Source organism: Aeromonas sp. ASNIH4 (assembly GCF_002934425.1).
GTDB classification, from domain to species: Bacteria; Pseudomonadota; Gammaproteobacteria; order Enterobacterales; family Aeromonadaceae; genus Aeromonas; species Aeromonas hydrophila.
This window is the reverse complement of record NZ_CP026217.1, coordinates 1,249,248-1,267,882: the sequence shown is the minus strand read 5'-3', so window position 1 is coordinate 1,267,882 and position 18,635 is coordinate 1,249,248. Positions and strand designations below refer to the sequence as shown.

Sequence of the window (18,635 nt, the reverse complement as noted above, 5' to 3'; positions counted from 1 at the left end):
GGCTATGTCCCAATTACGTGTTGCATGGGGTGCCCCAGCGCCTCATGCAAGCAACGTGAGATATTCACTTCCCGCCCATAGCGCTCCAACATCCTGCGCCAACCCAGATAATTCCTCAGATAGTGGGTCGCTACCCCATGGAACCGCTCCATCCACTCCTTCAATCGCCTGTGGTACCCGTTCACATGTTGGATGTGATATGCACCCACCACCCGCTCTCCTGCACGATTGCGCACCACTTGGTGTGTTATCCCCAGTCCCTCGCTGAAACTCGCATACACCCCCGGCACCATCGCTGCACAGGACGGCATACGGGGCGATAAGCGGCTGAAGCACCGCCTTCACTTGCCCTGGCATTCAGCCGTTCCAACTGGAAGTCAGCCAGGTGGCCTACTCGGTCTTGCACCACCATGACTGGGATGTAATCCGGCCCTGTCCCCCGGGTACGGCCTTTGTCTCCACGATGGCGGGCCGGGCGGGGTAATCCGGCTGTCCTTTGAACGACTCAAAAGTGTCTAGAGAGGCCGGGGCGATTCACAACGCCAGCAGTGCATTACTACACAACACTAAGGGTTCACTTCAGGATTGGCGGGCTTTTTCATGCTGGCAGGCGTCCTCAGGCGGCGACCAACGACTCCAGATCGCGCCGGCTCAGGCGCTTGCTGTCCACCTTCACATAGACGGAGCGCTCCGAGGCGGCCAGCAGCACGTCGCTCACCCCCTCGCAGGCGCGGATCTTCTGCTCGAGCGCCGCGTCGGCCGCCACCCCTTCCGGCAACACGATGCGCAGGCTGCTCACATAGGGGGGCTCGGCCATGGTCAGGCTGACCCCGAGCCAGACGAGGGCCAGCGCGGCGCAGCCGCCAAACACCAGGGCGCCGCCGCCCAGGCTGTAGAGCAGGCCGCCGAGGCTGCCACCGATGGCCACCCCGATGAACTGGCTGGTGGAGTAGATCCCCATGGCGGTGCCCTTGTAGCCGGGGGGCGACTCCTTGCTGATAAGAGAGGGCAGCAGTGCCTCCATCACGTTGAAACCGATGAAGAAGATCTGCAGCCCGGCGAGCAGGCCCCACAGCTGCAGGCCGCTTTGCCAGAGCACCAGCTCGGCGATGAGCATCACCAGCACGCAGATCTGGAACACCCGCTTCATCTTTCTGCGCTTCTCGGCATAGATGATGAACGGCACCACGCTGACGAAGGCGATCAGCATGGTGACCAGATAAGCCTGCCACTGGCTGTCGCGGGGCAAGCCGGCGCGCTCCAGCAGCGGCGGCAACGCCACGAAGCTCGACATCAGCAGGGTGTGCACGCAGAGGATGCCGAAGTTGAGCTTGAGCAGGCGCGGGTTGGTCAGCACGGTGCGCATCCCCCCCTTCACCATGCCAGACTCGCGATTGAGCAGGTGGCCACTCGGAGTCGGCACCAGCCAGAGGGTGACGGCGATACCCCCCAGCGCCAGCAGGGCGATCAGCCAGAACAGGCCGGAGAGCCCCAGCGCATGGGTGATGAGGGGGCCGGTCACCATGGCGATGGCAAAGGTGATGCCAAAGCTCACCCCGATGAAGGCCATCGCCTTGGTGCGGTTCTGTTCGCGGGTGAGATCCGACAAGAGCGCCATCACGGCAGCCGAGATGGCACCGCTGCCCTGCAGGGCACGGCCAAGGATCACGCCCCAGATGGAGTGGGTCAGCGCCGCGATCACGCTGCCGAGGGCAAACATCAGCAGGCCGCCGACGATGAGGGGCTTGCGGCCCACCTTGTCGGAGAGCAGGCCGAACGGGATCTGGAACAGCGCCTGGGTCATGCCGTAGATGCCGATGGCCAGGCCGATGAGCGCCTCGGAGGCCCCCGCCAGCGACATGCCGTAGGTGGTCAGCACCGGCAGCACCATAAACATGCCGAGCATGCGCAACGAGAAGACGGAGCCGAGCGCCCAGGTGGCACGGCGCTCGCCCCTCGTCATGGTGAAATCATTCATGATGGCCTCGATAGGTCAGGGAAAAGGAAGACTCAAGGGGTGGCCGACACGCGCCATGCCACACCCGGCAGAGGGGAAAAGTGCCCGACGGGGCGGCCCCATAATAACAGAGCCGGGAAGGTTCCCGGCTCTGGATTCTACTGATTTTCCCGCGTCGCATCACAACACGGAGCATGACAGGCAGGCCACTCAGGGCAGCATGCTCACCAGCACCGCAGGCTCGGCCTCCGGCTGGAAGTCCACCGACATCATCACGCTGAGGCAAGTGATGGTGACGATGGAGAACATGAACAGCTTGCGCGCCCAGAGGGAGTCATCCACCGCCGCCTTGTAGCCAGACAGCGCCATCCCCAGCCACCAGACGCTCACTGCGGTGGCCACCACCAGATACTTGTAACCGGCGTAACCACCGAGGAACAGCATCAGGGTCGGCACCATGAAGGCCAGGATGTAGAGGGTGATGTGGAGCTTGGCCACCGGGATCCCCTTCACCACCGGCAGTACCGGGATGTTGGCCGCCTGGTAATCCTTGAAGCGGAAAATGGCGATCGCATAGGAGTGCGGCATCTGCCACAGGCTGAAGATCGCCAGCAGGATCAGCGCCCCCGAGTCGAACTGACCGCTCACCGCGCAGTAGCCGATGACCGGCGGCGCGGCGCCGGAGAGGCTGCCGACCAAGGTGCCATAGACCGAGTGACGCTTCATGTAGAGGCTGTAGACCCCCACATAGACAATGAAGCCCAGCACCGCCAGCAGGGCGGCCAACGGATTGGCCGCAAAGTAGAGTAGTGCAATGCCCGCAATGCCGAGCGCGGTGGCGTACCAGAGCGATACGCCGGGGGCGATCAGACCCTTCACCAGAGCACGGTTCTTGGTGCGCTCCATGATGCAGTCGATGTCCCGGTCGATGTAGTTGTTGAACACGCAACCGGAGGCGACCACCAGTGATACACCAGCCATGGTCAGAATGAACAGGGGCACATCCAGGCTCCCCTTGGAGGCCAGCAGGAATCCTCCGATAACCGAGATGAGGTTACCGAAGATGATGCCCGGCTTGGTCACTTGCAGGTATTGCTTCATCATCATTGCCAACCTGCTCAGTGAACCATCATGTTGATGTTGAGGTTGTACATGATCCACAGGGAACCCACGACCACGATGGCGATGATGAGCACGGTAAAGATCAGTGCCACCAGGTTCCAGCGCTCCTCGGACGAGGTGTTCATGTGCAGGAAGTAGACCAGGTGCACGAAGATCTGCACCACCGCCATGCCGACCACGGTGGCCAGCACGGTAGTGTGGGAGGCAGAACCGTCCATCACCATCCAGAACGGCACCGCGGTCAGGATCAGGGACAGCACGAAGCCGATCAGGTAGCTCTTGGCGCTGCCGTGGCTGGCGCCGTGACTGTCAACGGTATGATTGCTCATTTACATGACCCCCATCAGATAGACCACGGTGAAGACGCAGATCCACACCACATCGAGGAAGTGCCAGAACAGGCTCAGGCACATCAGACGGGTACGGTTGCGATCGGTCAGCCCCTTCTTGGCGACCAGCACCATCATCACGATGATCCAGACAAGACCGCTGGTCACGTGGATACCGTGGGTGCCCACCAGGGTGAAGAAGGCAGAGAGGAAGCCACTGCGATCCGGACCGTAGCCCTCGGCAATCAGGTGATGGAATTCATAGATCTCCATCGCGATGAAGCCGGCGCCGAACAGGAAGGTGATGAACAACCAGGTGTTCACCGCCGCGACCTTGTTCTTGTTCATGGCCAGCATGCCAAAGCCGAAGGTGATGGAGCTCAGCAGCAGCAGCATGGTTTCGGCAAACACGAACGGCAGTTCGAAGATGTCCTTGCCGCTCGGACCGCCGGCAGTGCCGTTGACCAGGACCGCATAGGTCGCGAACAGGGTCGCGAACAGGATGCAGTCACTCATCAGGTAGATCCAGAAGCCGAATACCTTGTTGGCACCGGCATCATGGTGCCCATCCTCATGGGCACCCTGGGGGTGATGTAGAACGTCAGTCGCCATGGAATTAAGCCACCTTGTTGATATTTTCAAAATGCTGACGCTCGATCCGCTCGATCTCGTCAACCTGCACGTAGTAGTCCACGTCGTCGTTGAAGCTGTGGATGATCCAGGTGGCGATCATGCCGACGAAGCCCGCGATGGCCATCCACCAGATGTGCCAGATCATGGCAAAGCCGAACACCACGCTGAAGGCGGCGATGATCACGCCGGCACCGGAGTTTTTCGGCATGTGGATCGGGTCATAGTGCTTGGGCTGCTGATAAGCGGAACCGTCCTGCTTGGCTTCCCAGAACGCATCCAGCCCCTTGATCTTCGGCTCGATGGCGAAGTTGTAGAAGGGAGGCGGCGAGGAAGTGGACCACTCCAGGGTACGACCGCCCCAGGGATCGCCGGTCAGGTCGCGGTTCTTCTCGCGGTCGCGGATGCTGACCACGATCTGGATCACCTGGCACAGGACGCCCAGCGCGATGAGGCCGGCGCCGCAGGCAGCCACCACCAGCCAGCCGTGGAACTCGGGATCGATGTTCTGGCTGACGCGACGGGTCATGCCCATGAAGCCCAGTACGTAGAGCGGCATGAAGGCCACGAAGAAGCCGGTGATCCAGCACCAGAAGGCGCGCTTGCCCCAGACGTCATCCAGCTTGAAGCCGAACGCTTTCGGGAACCAGTAGGTGATACCGGCGAAGCAACCGAACACCACGCCGCCGATGATGACGTTGTGGAAGTGGGCGATCAGGAACAGGCTGTTGTGCAGCACGAAGTTGGCGGCCGGTACGGAGAGCAGTACCCCGGTCATGCCACCCACGGTGAAGGTGATAATGAAACCGACGGTCCACAGCATGGGCGAGGTGAACTCGATGCGCCCGCGGTACATGGTGAACAGCCAGTTGAAGATCTTCACCCCGGTCGGGATGGAGATGATCATGGTGGTGATGCCGAAGAAGGCATTCACGTTGGCGCCCGACCCCATGGTAAAGAAGTGGTGCAGCCAGACGATGAAGGAGAGCACGGTAATGGCGATGGTCGCCCACACCAGCGAGGTGTAACCGAACAGCTTCTTCTTGCAGAAGGTCGCCACCACTTCGGAGAAGATCCCGAAGACCGGCAGTACCAGGATGTACACCTCGGGGTGACCCCAGGCCCAGATCAGGTTGATGTACATCATCATGTTGCCACCCATGTCATTGGTAAAGAAATGGGTACCCAGGTAACGGTCTGCGGTGAGCAGGGCGATGGTGACGGTCAGGATCGGGAAGGAGGCGATGATCAGCACGTTGGCGCACAGGGCGGTCCAGGTGAACACCGGCAGGCGCATCATGGTCATGCCAGGGGCGCGCATCTTGATGATGGTGGCGAAGAAGTTCACGCCGGTCAGCAGGGTCCCCAGACCCGAGATCTGCAGACTCCAGATCCAGTAATCGACCCCGACCCCCGGACTGAACTCCAGCCCCGACAAGGGCGGATAGGCCAGCCAGCCGGTCTGGGCGAATTCACCGACCCCGAGGGAGACGTTGATCAGCACCACGGCAGCGGCGGTGAACCAGAAGCTCAGGTTGTTCAGGAAGGGGAAGGCGACGTCACGGGCACCGATCTGCAGCGGCACCACGATGTTCATCAGACCGATCACCAGCGGCATGGCCACGAAGAAGATCATGATGACGCCGTGGGCGGTGAAGATCTGGTCGTAGTGGTGCGGCGGCAGTATGCCCTCGCCACCGGCCGAGGCCATGACTTGCTGGGTACGCATCATTACCGCATCAGCAAAGCCGCGCAGCAGCATCACCATGCCGAGGATGAGATACATGATACCCAGGCGTTTGTGGTCCACCGAGGTGAGCCACTCTTTCCACAGATATTGCCACTTGCCGAAATAGGTGATGAGCCCGGCGACGGCCAGGCCCCCCAGAATGATACCGGCTATCGTGACCATGATGATGGGTTCATGGTACGGAATAGCGTCGAGTGTTAATTTTCCAAACATCAGTTAGTACCCGCTTTCACAGTCTTGTCGGCCGGCATGTGGCCGGCGTGGTCCATCTGCTCGCCCTGGGCCTCATGGTGCATGGCGTCGCCGTGCGCCATGCCTGCGTGGTTCATGGAGGCGTCATGCTCCATCCCCTCGTGGCTCATGGACTCGTCATGGGACATCGCGGCCTGCTTTTCGCCGTGTTGCATGGCGGCGTGCTCGCCGTGCTTCATGTCGCCCATGAACTTGTTGATGATGTTGACGAACAGCTTGGGATCGGCGCTGGCGAAATACTCCACCGGGTGGTTTTCGCTCTTCTTGGCCAGGGCATTGAACTCATCCATGGTGTTGAGCGCCTTGGAGGAGGCCTTCACCTTGGCAACCCAGGCGTCGAAACCGGCTTGATCCTGGGTCGCGATGGCGTTGAACTTCATGCCTGAGAAACCGGCGCCGCTGTAGCCGCCCGAGATGCCCTTGTACTGGCCTGCCTCGTTGGCGATCAGGTGCAGCTTGGTCTGCATGCCCGCCATGGCGTAGATCTGGCCGCCCAGCTGGGGAATGAAGAAGGAGTTCATCACGGTGTCGGACGTCACCCGGAAATTGACCGGGGTGTTGACCGGGAATGCCAGCTCGTTGACCGAGGCGATGCCCAGTTCCGGATAGACAAACAACCATTTCCAGTCAAGGGAAATGACATCGACCTGGATCGGTTTCACCTCGGATTCCAACGGTTTGTAAGGATCCAGAGAATGGGAGGTTTTCCAGGTGATCACCGCCAGGATGGCGATAATGATGACGGGTACGGTCCAGACGACCGCTTCAATCTTGTTGGAGTGGGCCCAGTCCGGTGCATAGGTGGCCTTGGTGTTGGACGCTCGGTATTTGTAAGCGAACGCCACCGCCATCACGATCACCGGCACCACCACGATCAGCATCAAGCCGAGTGCGGTCAGTATCAGTGACTTCTGCTCCAGACCAACTTGTCCCTTGGGGCTCATCAGAGCCATGTCGCAGCCGCTCAGCAAGCCGGCAGTCGCGAGCAACAGCAAAGCGCCCAAGCCCCTCTTTACATCAAAAGGTCTCATGCAATGTCCTCATCTTCGCAGGGCTAAAGTTGTAAGAAAAACGCAGCATTCTATTTCACCCGGGGGGGATGTGAACAACATGAAAAATTAATCTTTCACTTGTGTGTGGATTGCGATTTCTGTGTGTTGCATGTTAATGCCTTGACGTCATGAAAATTATCAAAACCGCCTCGACCCCCTTTCATCGCCAGCTGGTGCCATTTCACCCTGTATCTGTTTATTAAACAGACACTCCGCGATTTAACCCTTTACTTAACAAGGAAAAATGACACCCCTTTGTGGCTAGCCGGCGAAATTTCGGGCTGAAATCCGTGCACATTTGGTCGCTCAGGGCCGAACAACAGCGGGACTCGAAATCAACCATAATTAATCAAATTAAATTTCAATTAATTCCATGAGGTTGGTGCGGCTTTACCCGCAAACATGCACACCACATACGTCTCATGCAACTTGGCCGATCACAGGGTCCATCATTTTGTTTAATAAGTTATTATCAAACCCATGGACTCCATCCGGATATGGCGGTAGGTTGCGCCCCTTCGTTACTCGCCAGTCACGAATTCAACCTTATCCCATTTCTCACTCGACTCTTCATACACAGGGATTGCCATGAGCATCACACGCAGAGACTTTCTCAACGGCGTCGCCATCACCATTGCGGCCGGGGTTGCCCCCATCAAGTTGCTGCAAGCGGCCGAAGGCGGCACGGCACTGGCTGAAAAAACGCTGGTCTACCCGCCCGCCCTCACCGGGCTGCGTGGCAACCACCCGGGCTCCTTCGAACCGGCCCACAGCATCGCCCGCGACGGCAAGCAGTATGACTTCGCCAACATTCCCCTCGAGGGCGAATACGACCTGGTGATCGTCGGCGCCGGCATCAGCGGTCTGGCGGCCGCCTGCTTCTATCAGCAACTGCTCGGCGCGGACAAAAAGATCCTGCTGCTCGACAACCACGACGACTTCGGCGGCCACGCCAAGCGCAACGAGTTCACCACCCCCGACGGCCTGCGGCTGGGTTACGGTGGCAGCGAATCCCTGCAATCGCCGCGATCTGTCTACAGCCCGGTGGCGCTGGGGCTGCTCAAGGCGCTCGAGGTCAACATCGACGAACTGGCCAAAGGCTTCCAGCAGACCTTCTACCCGGATCTGGGCCTGAGCCGCGGCGTCTACTTCGACGAGAAGCACTTTGGCGTCAACAAGGTGGTGAGCGGTGACCCGGGCCACAACGTGGCCGACGACATCCCGCGCGATCGCCTGAACGGCCGGCCGCTGGCAGAGTTTATCGGCGACTTCCCGCTCGATGAGAGCGACAAGGCGGCCCTGCTGGCACTGCACGAGGAGCAGACCGACTACCTGAGCGGCATGACCCAGGCGGAAAAAGACCTCTGGATGACCCGCAACAGCTACACCACCTTCCTGCGCGACAAGGTGGGCCTGAGCGAGCGGGCCATCACCTACTTCCAGCAACGCACTAACGACTTCCAGGCGGTCGGCATCGACGCCACCGCCTGCGCCGATGCACGCCTGTGCGCCCTGCCCGGTTTCGGCGGCATGAACCTGACCCCGCTCGATGCCGAAGAGCAGGCGGAGCTCGACGATCCCTACATCTTCCACTTCCCGGACGGCAACGCCGGCCTGACCCGGTTGATGGTGCGCAAGCTCATCCCGCAGGTAGCCCCCGGCCACACCATGCAGGACGTGGTGCTGGCCAAGTTTGACTACAGCAAGCTCGACCTGCCCGAGCACAAGGTGCAGCTGCGCCTCGGCAGCACGGCGCTGCAGGCCAAAAACGTGCCGCTCAAAGACGGCAAACAGGGAGTGGACGTCACTTACATCAAGGAGGGGAAACTGCACCGGGTGCGGGCCAGGCAGTCCATCATGGCCGGCTACAACATGATGATCCCCTACATGGTGCCCGAGATGGCGGAGCCCCAGAAGGAGGCGCTGCGCCAGAACGTCAAGGCGCCGCTGGTCTACACCAAGGTGGTGATCAAGAACTGGCAGTCCTTCGTCAAGCTGGGGGTGCACGAGGTCTACTCCCCCGCCGCCCCCTACAGCCGGGTCAAGCTCGACTACCCGGTCAACCTCGGTGGCTACGAGCATCCCAAGAACCCGGATCAGCCCATGTGCCTGCACATGGTCTACGTGCCGACCCTGCCTGGCAGCGGCCTCTCGGCCCGCGAGCAGTCCCGCAAGGGGCGCGCCATGATCCTCGGCATGCCGTTCGAGCAGCACGAGCAGATGATCCGCGAACAGTTGCAGGGGATGCTGGGCGGCGCCGGTTTCAACCACGAGCAGGATATCCTCGCCATCACGGTCAACCGCTGGTCCCACGGCTACTCCTACATCACCAACACCCTGTTCGATGACGAGGAGCAGTGCGACAAGTGGATCGAGCTGGGTCGCCAGCCGGTCGGCAACATCACCATCGCCAACTCCGACTCGGACTGGAGCCCCTACGCCCACTCCGCCATCGATCAGGCCTGGCGCGCCGTCAACGAGCTGGTTGCCATGCACAAGGGAGGTGCCAAATGATCCGTTCCCTGACCCTGACAGCCAGCGCCGTGCTGCTGGCCCTGCCCGCCTACACCCTGCAGGCTGCGCCTGCCATGTCGGCCGGCGAATACGTGGCCAAGCTGGGGGACTGCGCCGCCTGCCACACCAGCGAGGCGAGCAAACCGCTGGCGGGCGGCAAGGGCTTCCCCACCCCCATCGGCACCGTCTATGCCACCAACATCACCCCCGACAAGACCCACGGCATCGGCAACTACAGCCTACCCGAGTTCATCAAGGTGATGCGCGAAGGGATCACCCGCAGCGGCGATCCCCTCTACCCGGCCATGCCCTACACCGCCTACGCCAAGATGAGCGACGAGGATCTCACCGCCCTCTACCACTACTTGATGCAGGATGTGCAGCCGCAGGCTGTTGCCAACAAGGAGAGCGACATCCCCTGGCCGCTCAACATGCGCTGGCCGCTCAACGGCTGGAACTGGGTCTATCACGATGACAGTCGCTTTACCCCGGTAGCCGGCAAGAGCGAGGCGTGGAATCGCGGCGCCTATCTGGTGCAGGGGGCGGGTCACTGCGGCAGCTGCCACACCCCGCGCGGGCTCGGCATGCAGGAAAAAGCCCTGACCGAGGCAGATCCCCTCTATCTGAGCGGCGCCACCCTGGATGGCTGGTATGCCCCCAACATTCGCGGCACCCGCTACGACAAGCAGGCGCTGATCGACCTGCTGAAAACCGGCCGCAGCCAGCATCAGGCCGTCAGCGGCCCCATGGCGGAAGTGATCACGCACAGCAGCCAGTACTTCAGCGACGCCGATCTGGCCAGCATCGCCACCTACCTGACCGAACTCGGCGGAGACGCGGCGGCCAGCAAGGGCAACCGGGCCTACGCCAGCGCCGGCGGCAAGGCGGACTACGCCATGTACTGTTCCACCTGCCACGGAGTCAACGGCCAGGGCAATGACCACGTCATCCCCTCGCTGGTGGGCAACCAGACCGTGCTGGCCGAGGACCCGAGCAGCCTGCTCAACGTGCTGCTGCACGGCGCCGAGACCCCGGTCACCCAGGGCAACATCGGCTACCACATGCCGGGTTATGGCTGGACCCTCAACGATCAGCAGATCGCCGAGCTGGTCAACACCCTGCGCGCCTCCTGGGGCAATGAAGGGGTGGCCATCAAGCCGGAGACGGTCAAGGCCCAGCGCGCCCTGCACCAATAACTCGCACCGACCATAACGAAACGGGCCTCCTGTGGAGGCCCGTTTGCTATGTGAGTGACGACTCACCCCTTGCGCGGTTTGGAGCCGGAGAGCGGCACCGCCCCCAGCCGGTAGTCACCATAGGGGAAGATGTTGCGAAAGCGCTGGGCCACCGGCTCGGGAATGGAGCGGGAGAAGACCAGCTTGACTCCATCTCCATCGCGCTGACCCAGGATGCGCCCGCGCACCGTCTCGTGGCGCAGGATCTGCCTGGCATGCTCGATGAACGCAGGCGACACCTTGCCCCGCTTGACCTGCACCTTGCCTGGCGCAAGCCGGATCTCGAACAGGGCGCCACGCCCCAGCTTCATCAACCACCAGATGAGGGCGATCGCCACCAGCAACGACAACCAGGCCATCCTGTTTCTCCTTCTTCACACGGTTGCGGACAGTATAAGCCGCAACTGGCCCCCGATTGTTTGGCGCGGATCACAGCCGCGCCTCAAGCCCGGCCGCAGGCTACCCAGCTTGCCTAGCCCGCTAGCGGCTGCGGCCCCAGGCCACCAGCGTCTCCCGATAGAGCGCCAGCAGCGCCTGATCCCGCACCGCCACCCCGACCTGCTGGGCACGATAATCGGCCCAGCCGTCATGGGGATGGGACTTGCCGTCAAATTTCTGCAGGGTGTGGCCGATGGCGGGCCCCTCGTTGATGACCCGCACCGGCCCCTCGCGCAGGGTGAACAGGGTCGGATCGATCACGTAGGCGATGGCGGACGGGTCATGCACGTGGCAGCCGTCGAGCCCGATCCGCTCCGAGTAGAAGCGCAGATAGAAGCGGCTGACATCCCACAGGAAGCGCCCCGGCTCGCCCGCGTCGTCGCGCAGCGCATCCAGATAGGCGCTGCTGAAGAAGCTCTGCTGGGTCACGTCCAGCCCGATGATCACCACCGGCCAGTCGGCGGTGAACACCCGGTCGGCGGCATCCGGATCGTCGTGGATGTTGGCCTCGGCATAGGGAGTCACGTTGCCGCGATGACCATTGACGCCAAAGGCGCCCCCCATCACCACCACCTGCTTCACCAGGCCGGTGATCTCGGGGGCCTCTTGCAGCGCCAGCGCCAGGTTGGTGAGCGGACCTATGGTGACCAGGGTGATCTCGCCGGGCGCGGCCTTCACCGCCTCGACGATATACTGCCAGGCCGGCCGGGGATCCGGCGCCAGGGTCACTTCCCCCGCCGTCACGTCCCCAAACCCGCTCGGCCCGTGCACTACGGTGGTTGGGCCCACCGGCTCGCGCCGCAACGGGGCGGCCGCCCCCTGCGCCACGTCCGCCTTCATGCCGTATTGCTGCTTGAGCCAGAGGGCGTTACGGGTACCGTTCTCGATGGTGGCATTGCCAAATACGGTGGTGATGGCAAGCAGCTCGATGGCGGGGTGGGCTTCGGCAAACAGAATTGCCATGGCGTCATCGATACCGGGATCGGTATCCAGAATGATCTTGTGAGTCATGGGGCCTCCTTGGGCAACAGAGCAGCCAGTGTAGCGAGCCGCCGCCGCTTTAACAGCGCCGGGATCACAGCCTGAGGCTTTGCCCTTGCCCGTCTTGCCCAAGTGGCGGCATTTCATACCGGGATGACGACGCGGCAGGGGACCAGGAGGGTCGAAGCGGGTGGCGCCGGCGAAATAGTGGGCAAGCGAATGGCCGGTGAGTGCCGCAGCCTTGTGGAGCGGCGGGCGGGGTGGTATCACTGGCCTCACGATTCACCCCGCTCACCACCTGCCGAGGCGCCATTGATCACCCTGATAAAAGAGTCCGACCAGCTGAAGATGCCCTGGAAGAACAAGCAGGGCACCACAGCCCAGATCCTCATCTCCCCTGCCGGCGCCAGCCTCGACAAGCTCGATTTTGCCTACCGGCTGAGCTCGGCGCCCATCAAGGGGGCCGGCCCCTTCTCGAAATTTCCCGGCTATCAGCGCATCCTGCTGCCCATCAGCGGGGCCGGCTTCGTGCTCAACGGCCACCCCTACGCCACCTTCGAGGCGGCCCACTTCAGCGGGGATGACGACACCCACTGCGAACTGCTGAAAAAAGAGGTGACGGATCTGGGGCTCATCTATGATCCGGCCTGCCTCAGCGCCAACGTGCGGGTGCTCAACCTGCCCTTCCCGCTCACCCTCACTCTGGAAGCGGACAAGACCTATCTCTGTTACCTGTTGAGCGGCCAGCTCACAGCGGCGGGCCACCCCATGGCGGTCAACGAAACCCTGCTGATCAACGGCGAGCAGAGCATCCACTTCGACTGCCAGAAGAAGAGCGCCATCGCCTTCTTTACCCTGCAGCCCATTATTTGAAGAAACTTTCCTATAATAGCCATGCTCAAAAAACACCCTCCAATATTGAATGTCATCAATATTGGAGGGTAGTATGGGTCTCATTGCTTTCATGTAATGAGAGGCCCTATGCAATACACTCTTGAAGGATTCGAGGCGCCACCAGAACTGACCTCAGAAGAAGAAAAAAGCAATCAACAACTACAAACCAAAATAAGAGAAATTCTTATTGAATTTCAGTATGTTGAAGACAGTAAAATGTCTGCGCCAAAAACATTCAAATGCCGTGTTCCTTATGAAGATTTATACGGTCTTAAAGCCATTAGCGCTTTTGTAATTAACCATCCTCTATATGGCCTCACTCGAATTGAGCCCCACCAACAACAGGTATCTGGCTCTGTTGACCGTAAGTTCCCTTTCTTCCTACAAAGTGCCTATAAGGCGCCTGAACCTAATGTCATTATTTTGATAGAAGGACAAGGACATAAAAAAGCAGCCTTTGAATGGTTAAAGACTGAGTCAGCCAAATGCACAACTAAAAACATCCGATGTTTTGACTTGGCCGATTTCACACTTTGGATTTGATATCTCTGTGTAGTAATCAGCGTTTGGGCGCCCGCCCGCCGCTGTCGAGGCAGGCCTGCATGGAGTCGTAGGGGGTGTAGTGCTTGGTGCGGCTGTAATAGGTGCCGCCCTGGGGATGGCAGATACCGTTTCTGCTCTTCTTGACCGGCGGCTCCGCTGCCAGCGCGATGGCGCACACCAGCAGCAGGCAACCGCTGATCACCCATTTCATGGCTTTCATGATGACCTTGGTTCCTCTCGAGCGGGCCTAGCAGGCCCGAAAGGCGCCTATTTTACCCCTTCACTCCCCCGCTCACCTGGCGCCGGATCATAAAACGGCGCGCCATAGCGCCATCACAGACATCCAACTCACGCCGCAAGCGGCCACAAAAAAGCCGGGCAGTACCCGGCTTCTGGATCGGCACAACGTGCTTAGCCGACCTTGAAGGTGCCCTTCATCATGGCGAAGTGGCCGGGGAAGGAGCAGAAGAAGGTGAGATCTTTGCCGGCCAGGCCGTCGGTCTTGAAGGTGACGCTGGTGCTCTCGCCACCGCCCACCAGTTTGGTGTGGGCCAGCACGCGCGGGTCATCCTTGGGCAGGTAGTTGTTGTCAGCACCAGCGCTCATGCCGGCAGTGGCCACGGCCTGATAGTCGGCGGTGTTGGCCAGCGCCCAGTTGTGGCCCATGGCGGTCACCGGCATCTTGCCGGTATGGTTCAGGGTCACGGTGACCTCTTTGCAGGTGGCCGGGACGCTCATCTCCTTGAGGTTGTACTGCATGGCATCATTGCCTTCGATGACCAACGCGCACTCATCGGCCAGAGCCGGGGCCGCCAGGGTGCTCAGAAACAGCAGGGTAATCGCCTTTTTCATCATCCTCTCCTTTGATTGGCAATAGATGGCAACACAATTGCCTGCGGGCTCGCACCATGGCTGGCAAACATGCTGTCAAAATCGACCTTATTCTACTCAACTGTCGTCATTCGGCTATGTCTTTAGCGCAAAGCTGCGGGTCAGGTCACCAGATTATCCCCCTTTTTTGTCTGGACGAACCGGCCGCGCCACGCACTAATCACTCTTTGTTTAATTATCCCCCGCACTTTTGTCCAGCCGCGACTCGCCCGCCGCCGCCCCCTTGGCTAAGCTGGCGACCCCGGCACGCTTGCGCCCCGTGCCATCCGTTTCAGCCAAAGAGATCCGTCATGTCGCTTTTTGCTCGCCCGGCCCACCGTGGCCTGTTGTTGACCCTGCTGCTGCTGCTGCTGACCGCCTGTCAGCCAGCCCCGACCCAGACCCGCATTCAGGGCAAGACCATGGGCACCTTTTACGCGGTGACCCTGAGCGACCCCTTCCCGGGCGGCGAGCCGGCGCTGCAGCAAGAGGTCGATGCCCTGCTGCTGCGCATGAATCACGAGATCTCCACCTACGACCCGAACTCCCTCATCTCCCGCTTCAATCAGGGCCGCGGCCAGCCCCCCATGGTCATTCCCGCCACCATGGCCAACATCGTGCAGCAGGGCATCGACGCCGGCCATCTCACCGCAGGCAAGCTCGACGTCACCGTGGGGCCGCTGGTCAACCTGTGGGGATTCGGGCCGGACAAGCGGCCCGTCAAACGACCCAGCGCCGAGCAGATCGCCAGCGCCCGCCACAAGGTGGGCATCGACCGGCTGACATTGGTGCCCGAGGGGGATCACTTCCTGCTCGGCAAGCGCATCCCCGATCTATACCTCGATCTCTCCACCCTGGGCGAAGGGGCGGCCTCTGACGAGATTGCCGGCCTGCTGGAGCAAAAAGGGGTGCACAACTACCTCATCGAGGTGGCCGGCGCCGTGCGCAGCAAGGGCAACAACGTCAAGGGCAAGCCCTGGCGAGTGGCCATCGTCGAGCCGTCCGACCAGCCCGGCGCCTTCTCGGACGTGGTGATCCCCAACGGCATGGCCCTCAGCACCGCCGGCAGCTATCGCAACTACTACGAGCTCGACGGCAAGCGCTACTCCCACATCATCGACCCCGCCACCGGCCAGCCCATCAGCCACAAGCTGGTCTCCGCCAGCGTCATCACCCCGACCGCGCTCGAGGCCGACGCCCTCGACACCGCCCTCATGGTGATGGGGCCGGAGCAGGCGATGGCCTTTGCCAAAGCGCACGGTCTCGCGGTCTATCTCATCGTCAAGACCGAGCAGGGCTTCGCCGCCAGCCATACACCCCAGTTCGCCCCCTACCTGGTGGCCAAAAAACCATAAATCAGCAGCTATAAACCAGCCGTCATAAAAAGAGGTTCATCGCGTCTTTCCGGGGAAGGCGGCCTTGATTTTCAGGAAAAAGTATTCTGAGTCCCGAAACCCATAGGCCATGCGTTTTATCACCTTGATTCGATTATTCACCCCCTCCAACTGGCTGGTGTGCATTGGAAAGAGGGCGCTCGCTAAGATGCCTCGGATGTAACGCCGGAGGTTTCTGGCAAAATCCTTCAAGGGTGCCAGACCACTTTCCCTGGCGTGCCGCGTCCAGCCCCTCCACCGTCGCCAGCCTTCCCGGATGTCGGGGGCGTACCAAATTTCCTTCAAGGCATCCTTGAGTACATAGGCTGTGGCCAAGGGCTGATTGGCGGCCAGTAGTTCCTGCAATTGCACCTCTTGCCCTTCCTTGAGGTTCTCCCGATTGCGCAGCAGCAGCCAACGCGCTTGCTTGACCACCTTGCGAGCTGGCTTGTCATGCTGCAATGCGTTGGCCTGATCCACCCGGATACGGTCTATCACCTTCCGACCGTAGCCCGCCACGACATGGAACAAGTCATAAACCACCTCGGCTTGCGGACAGTGCTCTTTCACCTCCAGATCGAAGGCGGAGTTCATGTCCATGGCAACGGCTTCAATCTGTTGGCATTGTTCGCCCAACAGCTTGAAAAAGGGGCGAATGGCCTCCCGGCTATTACCGTGGCCCACCCACAACACACGAGTCCGTTCAGCATCCATGATCACAGTGGCATAACGATGGCCTTTATGCAGGGCGAACTCGTCCATCACCAGCCGTCGCACAGCGCCAGGTTCAAAGGTGCCAACACTGGCTTGGAGTCGGCGTATGTCGATGGTCTTGATGGTATGCCAATGCAGTCCGGTGAGCAGGTTGACATGACTGATGGGCATCAACTCAAGCAAGGCCTCAACCCAGCTCTGCAATCGTTGTGTGATGCGTGAACTGGGAGGCAACCACGCGATATGTTCAGACACCCGGCCGCAGTGCAGGCAGTCAACGCGACGGATGGGGACTTGCAGGCGAACCCGCAGTTCAAACAGATCGCGGTCACGGACTAGGCGGGTGCGACGATCGTGGACCAATGGGCAGGGCTGATGACACTTGCCACAAAGAGGCAGGTGGTTAGAACGAGGTTCAAGAGCGAAAGTAATTTGTGTGGCACAGCGGCTATGGACAGAAACGTCGTAGCCTGGCCAGAACGAGGCAAAATTAATATCATGCATAGTGACAGCAGGGTGAAGGAACCGGTTTGTTTGGCGACTACCAGTTTACCCGATCCCTGTCTGTCAACTTACCTTTCCCCACGCTTGCGCGAAGAACCTAAAAAGAGGCCCCGCACTGCGGGGCCTCGTTCTCTTCATGTCGGCGCGAGTCGATGGGAATGCACCAAGGCGCCGGGGCCACCGGCGGCTTGGCATCAGGCCAGTGACCGCCGACCGGCTGCTTTCATGCTACTCCCCGCAGCCGGCCGAGTCGGCAGACGGACGCGCCACCCGGTTGCCCGCCCCATAGAGGAAAAACACCAGCACGCAAGTTGCGGTCATCACGGCGAACAGGGCCGGGCCGCCCCACACCTGCAACAGCCAGCCCCCCACCAGGGGCGAGAGCGCCCAGCCGAGCCCGGCCAGTGCGCTGGCCCCAAAGTAGCTCCCCTTGAGGTGGGCCGGTGCCATCTCGTCGATCAGCACGTTGAAGAGCGGGAACAGCACCGCCTCCCCCACGCTCAGCAAGAACACCGCCACCAGCCAGGGCCACAGCAGGGCTGGGCTCGACAGGGCGAACAGCACCTGGGCGGACGCCATCAGCAGGATGGAGAACTGCAGCCGCAGGCTCACCCGCCAGCGCCGGGTCAGGTGCAGCAGCGGAAACTGCAGGGTGATGATGGTCAACGCATTGGTGGCCACCAGCAGGGCCACCAGGGTCTCCACCTCGCGGGCACCGGCGCGGGTCAGGTACTGGATCAGCGGCGACTCCACCTGGGCGTAGACCAGCATCATCAGCAGATTGGCGAGGATGAACAGCATGAAGGCCCGATCCCGCCCCACCACCCTGAGCATGGCCCCCAGGGTGAGACCCGCATCCGGCCGGCCAGCGCACTCGCGGCGAAAACCGAGCAGGAAAGCGATGCCGAGCAGGCCATAGCTGGCGGCCGTCACCACGAAGGTCTCCTGGCGCGCACCGAGCCCCACCATGACGCCGATGAGCGGACCCACTCCCGCCCCCACGTTGAGCAGGAAGTAGCGCAGGTGCTGAGCCAGCTCCCGCTGCGCCTTCTCGGGCAGCAGGTCCCCCATCAACGCCTTGCCCGGCGTGTCGATGAAGGCGTAGGAGAGACCCGAGCCAAACACCCCGAGGGCGATGAGCCAGAGGGAGTGGCCAAACCCGAGCAGCAGGTAGGCGCCGCACGACAGGGCGCAGCCGAGCAGCAGTATGGTGCGCCGGCCAAGCCGGTCGGAGAGCCAGCCGACGTAGAAGCCGATGAGGCAGGAGAGCACGGCCGCGCCACCCAGCAGCATCCCGATGCCGGACGCCGAGAGATCATACTCCCGGTAGAGCAGGATGGAGAGAAAGGGCCAGACCATGAAGAAACTGGTGCGCACCATGAAGGTGCCCAGGATCACGATCCAGACCAGCGGAGGAAAGGGGGGCAGGCGCATGGGAACTCCTTGTCGCGCAATCGCAGCTGATCCGCAGGGGAAA

17 protein-coding genes and 1 pseudogene are annotated in these 18,635 nt (G+C 61.2%); 5 read left to right on the top strand and 13 right to left on the bottom strand.

The genetic code is table 11. The annotated features are described in order from the left end of the window. Positions 1-2 precede the first annotated feature (2 nt). The 7 genes and pseudogenes from C2U40_RS05905 to cyoA all read right to left on the bottom strand — a co-directional run. A pseudogene (locus C2U40_RS05905) lies at positions 3-507 on the bottom strand (IS1595 family transposase); the annotation flags it as partial. 109 nt (positions 508-616) lie between these two features. Continuing rightward, a complete protein-coding gene (locus tag C2U40_RS05900) occupies positions 617-1,978 on the bottom strand; it encodes an MFS transporter (RefSeq protein ID WP_029304053.1) in 1,362 nt (453 codons plus the stop codon). Positions 1,979-2,167: 189 nt separating this feature from the next. Then, positions 2,168-3,064, bottom strand: a complete 897-nt coding sequence (gene cyoE / locus C2U40_RS05895; protein WP_005302932.1) for a heme o synthase — start codon at positions 3,062-3,064, stop codon at positions 2,168-2,170. A gap of 11 nt (positions 3,065-3,075) precedes the next feature. Continuing rightward, positions 3,076-3,408 carry a cytochrome o ubiquinol oxidase subunit IV gene (locus tag C2U40_RS05890; RefSeq protein WP_041217878.1) on the bottom strand — a complete coding sequence of 111 codons (333 nt, stop codon included), beginning with the start codon at positions 3,406-3,408 and terminating at the stop codon, positions 3,076-3,078. After that, positions 3,409-4,020, bottom strand: coding sequence for a cytochrome o ubiquinol oxidase subunit III (locus tag C2U40_RS05885; protein ID WP_103828462.1), 612 nt, complete (start codon positions 4,018-4,020; stop codon positions 3,409-3,411). It lies immediately after the preceding gene. 4 nt (positions 4,021-4,024) lie between these two features. Beyond that, a complete protein-coding gene (cyoB, locus tag C2U40_RS05880) occupies positions 4,025-6,001 on the bottom strand; it encodes a cytochrome o ubiquinol oxidase subunit I (RefSeq protein ID WP_016351430.1) in 1,977 nt (658 codons plus the stop codon). Beyond that, on the bottom strand, positions 6,001-7,071 hold the full coding sequence (gene cyoA / locus C2U40_RS05875; RefSeq protein WP_103828463.1) for a cytochrome o ubiquinol oxidase subunit II: 1,071 nt from the start codon (positions 7,069-7,071) through the stop codon (positions 6,001-6,003). Before cyoA ends, cyoB begins: the two co-directional genes overlap by 1 nt. Before the next feature lie 609 nt (positions 7,072-7,680). Here cyoA and C2U40_RS05870 point away from each other — a divergent pair. Together C2U40_RS05870 and C2U40_RS05865 are read left to right on the top strand one after the other, a co-directional pair. Further along, complete coding sequence (locus C2U40_RS05870) at positions 7,681-9,606, top strand: NAD(P)-binding protein (RefSeq protein WP_103828464.1); 1,926 nt, start codon at positions 7,681-7,683, stop codon at positions 9,604-9,606. Continuing rightward, positions 9,603-10,802: a c-type cytochrome gene (locus tag C2U40_RS05865; protein WP_103828465.1), complete on the top strand. Its 1,200-nt coding sequence runs from the start codon at positions 9,603-9,605 to the stop codon at positions 10,800-10,802. Before C2U40_RS05870 ends, C2U40_RS05865 begins: the two co-directional genes overlap by 4 nt. A 62-nt stretch (positions 10,803-10,864) precedes the next feature. On the opposite strand, the gene C2U40_RS05860 is transcribed toward C2U40_RS05865, so the two are convergent. Then, positions 10,865-11,200 carry a DUF3634 family protein gene (locus C2U40_RS05860; RefSeq protein WP_017780689.1) on the bottom strand — a complete coding sequence of 112 codons (336 nt, stop codon included), beginning with the start codon at positions 11,198-11,200 and terminating at the stop codon, positions 10,865-10,867. A gap of 121 nt (positions 11,201-11,321) precedes the next feature. Next, positions 11,322-12,290 (bottom strand): nucleoside hydrolase, encoded by a 969-nt coding sequence (locus C2U40_RS05855; protein WP_016351435.1) that lies wholly within the window; start codon positions 12,288-12,290, stop codon positions 11,322-11,324. Between the two features lie 282 nt (positions 12,291-12,572). Between C2U40_RS05855 and C2U40_RS05850 the strand changes: the two genes are divergently transcribed. Continuing rightward, positions 12,573-13,133: a HutD family protein gene (locus tag C2U40_RS05850; RefSeq protein WP_103828466.1), complete on the top strand. Its 561-nt coding sequence runs from the start codon at positions 12,573-12,575 to the stop codon at positions 13,131-13,133. Between the two features lie 108 nt (positions 13,134-13,241). Continuing rightward, entirely contained in the window at positions 13,242-13,697 is a 456-nt protein-coding gene (locus tag C2U40_RS26000; RefSeq protein WP_124252374.1) for a PD-(D/E)XK nuclease superfamily protein, read from the top strand. Positions 13,698-13,713: 16 nt separating this feature from the next. Here C2U40_RS26000 and C2U40_RS05845 read toward each other — a convergent pair whose 3' ends face one another. Together C2U40_RS05845 and azu are read right to left on the bottom strand one after the other, a co-directional pair. Beyond that, complete coding sequence (locus C2U40_RS05845) at positions 13,714-13,917, bottom strand: hypothetical protein (protein ID WP_011706750.1); 204 nt, start codon at positions 13,915-13,917, stop codon at positions 13,714-13,716. A gap of 191 nt (positions 13,918-14,108) precedes the next feature. Next, complete coding sequence (gene azu / locus C2U40_RS05840) at positions 14,109-14,549, bottom strand: azurin (protein WP_016351438.1); 441 nt, start codon at positions 14,547-14,549, stop codon at positions 14,109-14,111. A 329-nt stretch (positions 14,550-14,878) separates the two neighbouring features. On the opposite strand from azu, the gene C2U40_RS05835 reads away from it, so the two are divergent. Then, positions 14,879-15,922, top strand: a complete 1,044-nt coding sequence (locus tag C2U40_RS05835) for an FAD:protein FMN transferase (RefSeq protein WP_103828467.1) — start codon at positions 14,879-14,881, stop codon at positions 15,920-15,922. Positions 15,923-15,958: 36 nt separating this feature from the next. On the opposite strand, the gene C2U40_RS05830 is transcribed toward C2U40_RS05835, so the two are convergent. Continuing rightward, positions 15,959-17,158, bottom strand: a complete 1,200-nt coding sequence (locus C2U40_RS05830) for an ISL3 family transposase (RefSeq protein WP_158656423.1) — start codon at positions 17,156-17,158, stop codon at positions 15,959-15,961. A gap of 228 nt (positions 17,159-17,386) precedes the next feature. Next, positions 17,387-18,592 (bottom strand): MDR family MFS transporter, encoded by a 1,206-nt coding sequence (locus tag C2U40_RS05820; protein WP_103828872.1) that lies wholly within the window; start codon positions 18,590-18,592, stop codon positions 17,387-17,389. Positions 18,593-18,635: the final 43 nt, after the last annotated feature.